This window comes from Kitasatospora sp. MY 5-36, from assembly GCF_001182915.1.
In the GTDB taxonomy this organism is placed as follows: domain Bacteria; phylum Actinomycetota; class Actinomycetes; order Streptomycetales; family Streptomycetaceae; genus Kitasatospora.
In genome coordinates this window covers 1-9,861 of the sequence record NZ_LFVW01000441.1, presented here as the reverse complement: position 1 = coordinate 9,861, position 9,861 = coordinate 1, and the positions used below count along the sequence as shown (strand labels likewise).

The 9,861-nt window shown below is 74.4% G+C and carries 9 protein-coding genes; 4 read left to right on the top strand and 5 right to left on the bottom strand.

Annotated elements, in window-relative coordinates; translation table 11 throughout:
- Positions 1-231: 231 nt before the first annotated feature.
- Positions 232-984, bottom strand: a complete 753-nt coding sequence (locus AE652_RS26035) for a hypothetical protein (RefSeq protein ID WP_049655690.1) — start codon at positions 982-984, stop codon at positions 232-234.
- 434 nt (positions 985-1,418) lie between these two features.
- Here AE652_RS26035 and AE652_RS26030 point away from each other — a divergent pair, with 434 nt between their 5' ends.
- From AE652_RS26030 to AE652_RS26025, 3 genes are all read left to right on the top strand, one after another.
- A complete protein-coding gene (locus AE652_RS26030) occupies positions 1,419-1,622 on the top strand; it encodes a hypothetical protein (RefSeq protein WP_049655692.1) in 204 nt (67 codons plus the stop codon).
- Between the two features lie 52 nt (positions 1,623-1,674).
- Entirely contained in the window at positions 1,675-1,836 is a 162-nt protein-coding gene (locus tag AE652_RS46600) for a hypothetical protein (protein WP_159028563.1), read from the top strand.
- A gap of 574 nt (positions 1,837-2,410) precedes the next feature.
- Entirely contained in the window at positions 2,411-3,538 is a 1,128-nt protein-coding gene (locus AE652_RS26025) for a glycosyltransferase (RefSeq protein ID WP_049655687.1), read from the top strand.
- A 506-nt stretch (positions 3,539-4,044) separates the two neighbouring features.
- Here the strand turns inward: AE652_RS26025 and AE652_RS26020 are convergent.
- The 4 genes from AE652_RS26020 to AE652_RS26010 form a co-directional block, all read right to left on the bottom strand.
- On the bottom strand, positions 4,045-5,106 hold the full coding sequence (locus tag AE652_RS26020; RefSeq protein ID WP_049655685.1) for a DUF2776 family protein: 1,062 nt from the start codon (positions 5,104-5,106) through the stop codon (positions 4,045-4,047).
- A gap of 402 nt (positions 5,107-5,508) precedes the next feature.
- Positions 5,509-5,640, bottom strand: a complete 132-nt coding sequence (locus AE652_RS49070; RefSeq protein ID WP_255357450.1) for a hypothetical protein — start codon at positions 5,638-5,640, stop codon at positions 5,509-5,511.
- A 7-nt stretch (positions 5,641-5,647) separates the two neighbouring features.
- Positions 5,648-6,712, bottom strand: coding sequence for a substrate-binding domain-containing protein (locus AE652_RS26015; RefSeq protein WP_049655683.1), 1,065 nt, complete (start codon positions 6,710-6,712; stop codon positions 5,648-5,650).
- Positions 6,713-6,844: 132 nt separating this feature from the next.
- The gene (locus AE652_RS26010; protein ID WP_049655682.1) at positions 6,845-8,644 is read right to left on the bottom strand and encodes a beta-galactosidase family protein; all 1,800 of its coding nucleotides are present in this window, start codon (positions 8,642-8,644) and stop codon (positions 6,845-6,847) included.
- 263 nt (positions 8,645-8,907) lie between these two features.
- Between AE652_RS26010 and AE652_RS26005 the strand changes: the two genes are divergently transcribed.
- A partial coding sequence (locus AE652_RS26005; protein WP_049655680.1) for a substrate-binding domain-containing protein occupies positions 8,908-9,861 on the top strand: 954 nt, incomplete at its 3' end.

The window sequence follows — 9,861 nt, the reverse complement described above, 5'->3', positions numbered from 1 at the left end:
GTCCGGCCGCCGTCCCCGCCGCCGCCGACGCCGGTCCGCCCGCCGGGTCCCCGCGCGCCGCCGCTCGGCCCGACGGCCGTCGTCGGGTGGCTGGCATCTCGTGCTGCCTGGCTGGTTTCGTCATGGCCGCGGTCGTGCTCTGGTCGCCGTGGCCGTCTGCCGCGTGGTCAGCGGGAGCGTGGCCTGCCGACCTCTTGGATCCTGCCAACCTTCGGGGCGTGTCGGGCCCGTCTATGGCCGGTACCGGTCGGCGAGGTCGCCGTAGCCGCCCGCTGTCCAGACCGTCTTGCGGAACTCCGCGAGGCCGAGCGACCCGGTGCCCTGTCCGGCGGCGGGCGGGAAGTGCGTGGTGCCGCAACGGGCGCAGTACCAGGCCTGGTTCCAGAGCCGTTCGGCCCGGGGCCGGCCTGCCAGGTGCCGCCGCCTGGCGAGGAACAGTGCGGTCGCGCCCGCCAGCAGGGCGATCGCGACGGCCAGGATCAGACACGACCCCCAGAGCGGGACCAGCGCGTCGTTCGCGTCGGCGAGCGCGGCCGCCGTGTGCGTGGCCGGGGAAGCCGGAGCGGCCTTCGGAAGGTCGCCCGGGAGGAGGTCGGTGGGGAAGTCGTTCGGGAACCCCGGGTGCGCGGTCACCCAGTCCGGCGGCGAGAGGTCGGGCTTCCGGGCAACGGGCGCGTCGCGCGCCATGGTCCCCTGGACGAAGGTGAAGACCGCCCCGACCAGCGTCACGAAGCCCAGGGATGCCAGCGTCTGGACCGCCGTGCCGACCGCGGGCGGCGCGGGCGCCAGGGCCCGGCCGAGGGCGGAGACCTCCTCGCGGGTCTCAACGCGGCCGTCGCGGCCGGAGGAGCGCACGGTGACGTTCCGCCGCTCGCCCAGGTGGACCGCCGGCACACTGCGGACCTGGTCGGTCAGCGCGCAGCTCGGGCAGGGCGTCAGGGCACCGGGCGGCGGTGGCGCAAAGACGGCGTCGTTGATCGGCATGTACGGAAATCCCCCCAGGAGCAACGATGGTCGGGCGACCGTTCGTATCCGGGTGGACGCAGCCGCACGGCCTCCGGTTGCCACTGCCCCGACCGCCCCCGTGCCCGCCGCTGCGCCCCACCTGCTCCGGAAGGCGGCCACGCCGCCCGACCGCCGCCCTTCCTTCAACACGATGGGCACGGGCGGGCAGAGACGCCTTGGAGAGTCTCCGGCAGGCGACGGGCCATCGTCGCCTACCGCGGCCGCGTCCACCCGGCCGTCGACCGGGACTCCGCCGACGCGATCGACGAGGCCGTCGCCGACCCCGGTCGGGCGCGTAGTAGGCCACCCGTACGACCCGGACGGTCTCGCCGGCGGTGTCGTCCGACAGGCGGTCATGACCGTTTGACGGGCGATATTGACCGGTGCAGTCGAACTTTCGGTACGGTCAGCTCATGGAAGAGCTGCCCGAGGGCGTGGACCGCGACATCCTGGACCGCCGGATAGGCCGTGCGATCAGGGCGATCCGGGACGCGTCCGGCTGCACGCTCCATGAAGCACTCGACGTGTTCACACAGCGGTACGAGGAGCTCCGCCGTGATCGGCCCGGTGACTTCCGGCTGAGCCGCGAGGAGTACAGCCGGGACGTCTACACCTGATCCGAGCGAACCCGCCGGGCAGTCGGTCGAGGTCGCCTGTCAGCGGACACGGGTGACCGAGCAGACCGGCCAGGAGGCCACCCGCGGGGGCCGGCACGTCGTCGACGCGGTGAAGGCGCTGCCGGCGTGCGAGCGGCTCCGTGATGAGGCGCTCGCCCTGCTGGCCGCCGAGGAAGAGGCCGCGGCCGAAGGCCGGCTCGGTGCCGTCCGGTAGATGCGTACCGGACGGCACGACGCCGTCGGCCCGCTGATGGAGACCGTCCAGGTGCCACCGTCCACGGGAGCACCGCCCTTGGCATCGACGGTGCGGTCAGCCGCGACGCCGACGGCGCATCCGTGACCCTGCTGCCCGGCCTGCGCTCGCAGCAGGAGCTGCTCCTGGACGCCTGGGAGCTCGCGCGGGACGCGGTCGATCGCCTCGCCCTTCAACCCACCGAGCGCTGAACCACGGGCCCACCCGGGCCGCTCATGAGAGTGGGCCCGAGACGCATCAACTCACGGGAGGATGCCCCGCGCGCCCAGCGGACCGCTCGGCTGCTCCGTTCCGGTGTGTTTTGAAAGATCCTGTCGATTGATCATGCGTTGAGCAGGGGACTTGCAGGATCTGGGACTTGAGATCCTGGTTGTCTGGCCTGTGGTTCTGCTGCCGTGATTGATCGTTCATGGGCTGTGGCCTGAGGGTTTGCAGAATCTGGGACCGATGTTCGGGTCGGTCGGGAGAACCTGTGGGTGGTCAGGGGAGCAGGGGCCGGCCGTTCTGCCCGCGGACGGCTCGGTAGCCTCGCCCGATGCGCATCCTGTTCACGTTCATCGGTGGCAGCGGCCACTTCCGTCCCCTCATCCCGGTGGCCCGTGCGGCGCAGGCCGCCGGACACACCGTCGCGGTCGCGGGCAGCGGCGGCAGAACGGCCGAGATCACGGCGGCCGGGTTCATCGCCTTCGCCACCAGCGAGCCGCGGGTAGGTACGACGGGTTCTGCGGGCGCGGCGGCCGTGCCCGTCGACGTACCCGATCCGGCGGCTGACCTGCGGCAGCTCGCCGAGGGCTTCGCCCGGCGCGGCGGGAGACGGCAGGCTGCTGCGGTGCTGGACATCGCCCGCGATTGGAAGCCCGATGTCCTGGTGCGCGACGAGGTCGACTTCGGCAGCTCGATCGCGGCCGAGGTGCTCGGGATACCCTGTGCGACCGTCATCGTGCTGGCCGCCGGGGGCTTCCTTCGCAAGGAGGTCGTCGCGGGGCCGCTGCACGAGCTGCGCTCCGAGTACGGCCTGCCGGCCGACCCCGGGCTCGCGATGCTGGACCGGGACGTGGTCCTGTCGCCGTCCCCGCACGCCTTCCGGGACCCGCGCTTCCCGTTGCCCGCCCACGCGTTCGCGTTCCGGCCGGGCCCGGCCGTCCCCGCAGCCCCCGTGCGGGACACCCCCACCGTGTACTTCACGCTCGGCACCGTCTACACCAGCACCGAGCTGTTCGCCCGGGTCCTGACCGGGCTCCAGGGACTCGCGGCGAACGTGGTCACGACGGTCGGCTCCCAGGTCGACCCCGCGCTGTTCGGGCCAATGCCGCCGAACGTCCGGATCGAGCGCTTCGTCCCGCAGGATCAACTGCTGCCGCAGTGCAGCCTGGTGGTCTCGCACGGCGGCTCCGGCAGCCTGCTCGGCACGCTCGCCCACGGCCTGCCCTCGGTGCTGCTGCCGCTCGGCGCGGACCAGCCGTACAACGCGCGGCGGTGCGTCGAACTCGGTACCGCCCGGGTGCTGGACCCGGTCACCGTGACCCCGGACGAGGTGCGCGAGACGGTGTCGGCGGTACTGGCCGACGAAGGCTACCGCCATGCCGCCGAGCGGCTTCAGCGCGAGACCAACGCCCTGCCCGGACCGGAGCAGACCGTTCCCCTGCTCGAAGCACTCCGCTGAGCATCCCGCGTCCCCGTATCGGCCCCGCCCGCTGACGGCCCCGCACGTCGTGGCGGTTGGAAGGTACGGCCGGGCTGGACGCGGCTGCCGCCGTGCTCGGCCTGCCCCGCCGCCCGGAGCCGGGACGTGCGTGGGTCCGCTGGCCGCACCGTCCGGCCCTCGGCGGCGGCCACGCGTTTCCCCCGGACAGAAGGATCGGTACCGCACTGCCGCGCCGCGGTCCCGACCCGCGATCCGACCCGGCGGCCCGGGACGCCCCGGCGGCTGCGCGCGGTCGGCCGGCGCTCTGCGGGGTGGCCGTTCTGGTTCTGCTTCGGAGCGGAGCGGCTCCTGGTGGCCGAGGCCGATCTCGACTGTGCTCCCGTCGGCGAGTCGCAGGGTCTCCTTGTGTCTGCGCGGCACGTCGAGGTGCCCTTCCCGCTCGCGGTACTGGGTGGCTGCGGCGAGGTTTCGGGCCTCTTTCTCCGCGTGTGTCACCTTCGCGGCCGGCTTCTTCGGGCGGCCGGTCAGTTCCGGTCGGCGACGCCGGCCTCCAGGACGGAGACCACGGCGAACAGCGAGAAGCAGACGGCGCCGAGGCCGACCAGGACCCGGGCCGCGACCGTCACGTCCGGGTCGGCCGACTCGAACAGGAACGCCGACATGAACAGGCACAGCAGTGTGGTGCCGACCGGGACCAGCGGGACGCGGCCGGCCGGCGGCGCGGCACGGCGCCAGCCGAGGGCGAGCAGCAGCACCGCGCTCAGCACTGTCCAGCACAGCAGACCCAGCCCGATCTGCACGTACCCGGTGGCCAGTTGACCGGGCCGGGGGTCCAGGGCGACGACGACCAGGCCCCCGGTGATGTCCATGGCGCCGAGCACGGCGGCCGGGACGAGCCACCAGACCCGCTCCCGCCGGGTGTAGGTGTTCCGGATCTGCCGCAGCAGGGTGATCACCAGCCCGATCAGGGCGGTGCAGACGATCGCCTGGTCGACCACCACGTGCCCGGCCGTGAAGCGCCCGTCCGAGTCCCCGCCGCCCCCGTTGGCCAGCATGACGGTCGCCCACGCCCAGGCGGCGGCGGCCGCAAGGACCGGGACCGCCACCAGCGCCCGGGCCGCAGACCGGCCGAACGGCGCGGGCGAGCGCGGCGGGGAACCCTCCGGCAGGACGGCGTTCTGCCCGATCAGCGTGAAGCGGGTGGCGACCGCGGCCACCGACGAGACGCACACGCAGACCAGGCCGATGCCGAGGACCACGCTGCCGGCCACGAAGTCGGCCACCGGCCGGTGGCTCTCCGCCAGCAGGCCCAGCCCGTAGCCGACGGCGGCCCCGGCCACCGCGAAGCCGAACGCCGGGTAGCCGATCCGGTCCAACGCGCCGAAACGGCCGATCAGTTGCCGCACGACGGTCGCCGCGACGGCGAACAGGCAGAGACAGACGGCGGCCAGGAAGACCAGCGTCAGGCCCGCGACCCGGGCGCTCGGCCCGGTGGAGTGCGCGAGGACGTAGCCGCCGAGCGCGGCCGACACCGCGCCCATGAGCAGCGGAATCGCCCGGAGCAGCACGCTCATTCCGTGGTTCACCAGGTCTCCTCGTTCCCTCGCGCTCGCCGGTCCCGGGCGGCAGTCAGTGTTCAGCCCACCGGGTCTCCGGCCGGGACCCCGGCGGCGGGTGTCCACGGATTTCGTCCGATCGGCTCACGGCTGCTCCGTCCCGACTGGATCCCAGATCACGTGTCCCGCACCCTTCTCGCTGCCGGCCCCGGGAATCCCGGACCGGCTGGCTCTTCCAGCTCGGGGGAGCGTACGGCGGGACAGTGACAGCCCGTACCGGCGAGCACTTCACCGCGCTGGTCAGGACCACTTGGCAATCGGTCAGGACCGCGTGTCAGAGGACATCGGGCTCAGCCCCGCGCTCGACCCGAGGCCCTGACCGGGTACCCGCCGGTGGCCCTGATCGTCACCGGCGCCGGAGCGATGTCCCGGTCAGTCTTCCAGGTCCGACCAGATGTTGAGACTGCCGTCCTCGACGACCCACTCGTGGTAGCCGAGCCTGCGGCCGATCTCCTCGAACCGGCTCAGCCGCGCCGGGCCAATGGGGATGAAGTACACCTTCATCGCCCGCTCAGGCTCCGGAGGACTCGCGCACCGTCAGGTCCGGCAGGAGGTCCAGGTGGTGCACCGGCAGGGCGGGGCCGGTGGCGGCCAGCCGGCGGACCAGGAGGTCCACCGCGGCGGCGCCGACGGCGCGCTTGGGCGGGGCCACGGCGGTCAGCGGCGGGGCGCCGAGGGCGGCGAACACGTCGTCGTAGGCGACCAGGGCGAGGTCCTCGGGGATCCGTACGCCGCGGGTGCGCAGCAGGGGCAGCAGTTGCAGGGCGTCCTGGTCGTTGTGCACGAGGGCGGCGCGGACCCCGTCGGCGACCGCCTCGGCGAGCCGGGCGGCGACGGAGTCGACGCCGGCGGCCGGGGTGCGGACGTCGATGACGGGTTCGGCGGGCAGGTCGAGGGTGCGGCAGGCGTCGGTGTAGCCCAGGCGGACCTGGTAGGCCGTCCAGGTGTCGGTGCGGGCCGCCAGGGCCACCCGGCGGTGGCCGAGGGAGGTGAGGTGGCGCAAGGCGAGCAGGACGCCGTGGCGGTGGTCGGAGCCGACCGCGTCGAGGGCCGCGGCGGGGCTGCCGGGGGCCGGGCGTCGTTCCAGCAGGACGGCGGGGACGGGGAGTTCGGCCGTCCAGGCGTGGTCCTCGGGGCGGTCGGCGGCGGTCCAGTTCGGGGCGAGCAGAAGGCCCTGGGCGCCGGAGGCGAGGAGCTGGTCGACCTGGACGCGGTCGGCGCTGGCCTCGTAGGAGGAGATGCCGAGGACCAGGTGCGCGCCGGCCTCGGCAGCGGCGGTGCGCGCGCCGGCGATGACCTCGTCGAAGTACTGCACCACGGCGGGGACGAGCAGGCCCAGGGTGGGGGCCTCGGCGGGCCGGGGCGGCACGGGGGCGGGGGCGTCCGCGGGGCCGCCGAAGGAGACGGAGCCGTGGGTGCGGCGGAGCAGGCCCGCGTCGGCGAGGCTCGCGACGTCCCGGCGGACGGTGACGGCGGGCAGGCCGAGCCGCTCGGCGAGGTCCACCACCCGGACGGTGCCCAGGCCGCGCACCGTGTCGAGGATGCGGGCGCGGCGATCGTCCGCCGGGATCGGCATGGCACTCCCTGTCGGTGGGCCGGTCTGTCGAGGTGGACAGGAACCTACCATTCGGTCACCGGGCGGACGGCCGGTGCGGGCTCCCCGCGGGCCCGGGCCGGGGGCCGGCGCGCGCCCGCGGGGCGGGAGGGGTCAGGAGCCGTAGCGCTCCTCGGGGACGGCGGGGCCGAGGTCGGGGCCCTCGACCAGTTCGACGCGGTCGCCCGGGCGGTGGAGTTCGAGGACCAGCAGCTCGTTGGCGCCGGCCCGCCAGAGCGGCGCGGGGGCGTAGAGGGTGCGCTGCGGGCCGCGGTCCCAGTAGCGGCCGAGCGCGAAGCCGTTCAGCCAGACCATGCCCTTGGTGAAGCCGGGCAGGGCGAGGAAGCCGTCGGCGGGGGTGTCGACGGTCAGTTCGGCGCGGTGGAAGCCGGGGCCGTCGGCGGTGGAGGGCGCGCCGAGGGCGAGGGCCGTCAGGTCGTCGAGGGGCAGCGGGCGTATCTCCCAGCCGAACTGGTACTGCCGGTCGACCCGGACACCGCCGGTGATGCCCTTGGGGTCGTGCAGCAGCGGGCCGTAGTTGATCCGGCCGAGGTTCTCGACGAGCAGTTCCAGGACGGCGCCGCCCTCGGGTACCCGCAGCGGCAGGGCCTGTTCGGGGTGGTTGCGGTCGAGGACGCCGAGGGGCTCGCCGTCGAGGAAGACCTGGGCGCGGTCGGCGAGGCCGTCCACCCGCAGTTCACCGTGGGCGAGCGGGCCGCGCAGACGGGTGCGGTAGTGGATGAGGCCGAGGTTCTGGCCGAGCCGCTCCATCGGGAGGGGCTCGGGGAGGCGGTGCGCGGTGGAGAGTTCGCCGAGGGCGCCGCCGGCGCCGAGCAGCGGGCGGCCGGCGGTGACGGGGGCGCTGCGGGGGGCGAGGCGGGCGGGCAGCGGCGGCAGCGGGTGGGGGTTGGGGCCGAGGTGGCGTTCGATCACCGCGCGGAAGAGGTGGAACTTCTCGGTGAGTTCGCCGGCTTCGCCGACCGGGGCGTCGTAGTCGTAGCTGGTGACGTCCGGCTGGTAGCTCGTGCCGTCGTGGTTGGCGCCGTTCCACCAGCCGAAGTTGGTGCCGCCGTGGCCCATGTACATGTTGACGGAGGCGCCGGCGGCGAGCTGGGCGTCGAGGACCTCGGCGGCGTCCTCGGCGTCGCGCACGTGGTGCGGTGCGCCCCAGTGGTCGAACCAGCCGCACCAGTACTCCATGGTGACCAGCGGGCCGACCGGCTGGTGGCGGCGCAGGCAGGCGAGGGACTCCTCGGGGCGGGAGCCGAAGGTGCCGGTGGTGAGGAGTCCGGGCACCCGGCCGCCGAGCTGGAAGCCGTCCTCGGCACCGTCGGCGGTGAACAGCAGGACGTCGACGCCGCGGGCGACCAGGGCGTCCCTCAGATGTTCGAGGTAGGCGGTGTCGTTGCCGTAGCTGCCGTACTCGTTCTCCACGGCGACGGCGACCACCGGGCCGCCGTGGGAGGAGAGCAGCGGGAGCAGTACGGGCACCAGGTGGTCGAACCAGGCGTCCACGGCGGCGAGGAAGGGCGGGTCGAGGCGGCGCAGCCGCATCGCGGGGTCGGCGAGCAGCCAGCCGGGCAGGCCGCCGAACTCCCATTCGGCGCAGATGTAGGGGCCCGGGCGGACGATGACGTCGAGGCCGAGGTCGCCGGCGGCGCGGACGAAGGCGGCGAGGTCGCGGTCGCCGGTGAAGTCGGCGCGGCCGGGGGTGGGCTGGTGGAAGTTCCAGGCGACGTAGGTCTCGACGGTGTTGACGCCCATGGCGCGCAGCCGGGTGAGGCGGTCGGTCCACTGTTGGGGGCGGATGCGGAAGTAGTGGACGGCGGCGGAGACGATCCGGTGCGGACGTCCGCCGCGCAGGAAGGTGTCGCCGTCGGTGGTGAGGGCGGGGTGGGGGGCCTGGTCGGCCATCGGGTCCTCCGCGGGAGGGGAGCGGGAGTGAGGGGGGTGTGGGGACCTCGGTGGGTCCGGGCGCACGGCTGCGCGGGTGGCCGCGGGCGGATCGGCGGCGGCCACCGTGGTCACCCTAGGAGTTCGGTGATCGCACGGTCAATCGATCGGCGATCATCGGCTTTATTGATCAATTTCCGATCGAACGATACTCTTCGATCGGAATATCATCGGCTGACCGCTTCCGGACGACGCGTCGGCCGGCACGACGGATGGAGGCCGGAATGGCCATCTCGGGGGAAGAGCGCCGCAGGCTGATCGTGTCGGCCGTCGGCGAGCTCGGCGGGCGGGTCCGCCTCACGGAGCTGGCCGACCGGCTGGGCATCCCGGCCGTGACGGTCCGCCGGGACGTCGCCGCGCTCGCCGACGCCGGCCGGCTCTCCCGCTCGCACGGCTTCGTCTCCCTGGAACGCCCGGACGACGGCGCCCGGCCGCCGCTCGCCCCCGGCCCCGGGCAGGGCCGCGCCCTCGGCCTGCTGGTGCCCTCGGTCGGCTCCTACTTCGACGAGGTGATCGCCGGGGCCCGGGCCGCCGCCGCGGCCGCCGGGGCCCGGCTGGTCCTGGGCATCGCCCCGTACGGGGCGGGCGGCGACCGGCTACAGGCCGAACGCCTGCTGGAGTCCGGAGCCGAGGGCCTGCTGCTGGCCCCGGGGCTGGTCCCGGGCCGGACGGCCGAGGACTACGCCTGGCTGGACGCCCTGCCGGTGCCCGCCGTGCTGGTGGAGCGCCGTTCCCCCACCCCGGACGGCCCCGGGGCCGGACTGGACACCGTGGCCTCCGACCACCGGCACGGGGTCCTGAGCGCCCTGCGCCACCTGGCCGGGCTCGGCCACGGGAGCGTGCTGCTGGCCGCCCGCGGCGACTCCTGGACGGCCGCCGAGGTGCGGGCCGGATACCGGGAGGGCACCCGGCTGCTCGGACTGCCCGACCTGCCGGCGCTGGACATGCTCGGGCCGGGCAACCTGCCGGCCGATCCCGAGCCGCTGGTGGCACGGATCGCCGAGGCCGCGCGGTCCGGGACCCGGGCGCTGCTCGTCCACAACGACCAGGACGCGCTGCGGCTGGCGCCGCTGCTGCGCGCGCACGGCCTGGCGGTGCCCGCGGACGTGGCACTGGTCGCCTACGACGACGTCTTCGCCGCGCTCGCCGCGTCGATCTTCGCCGAGCTGTCGCCGTCC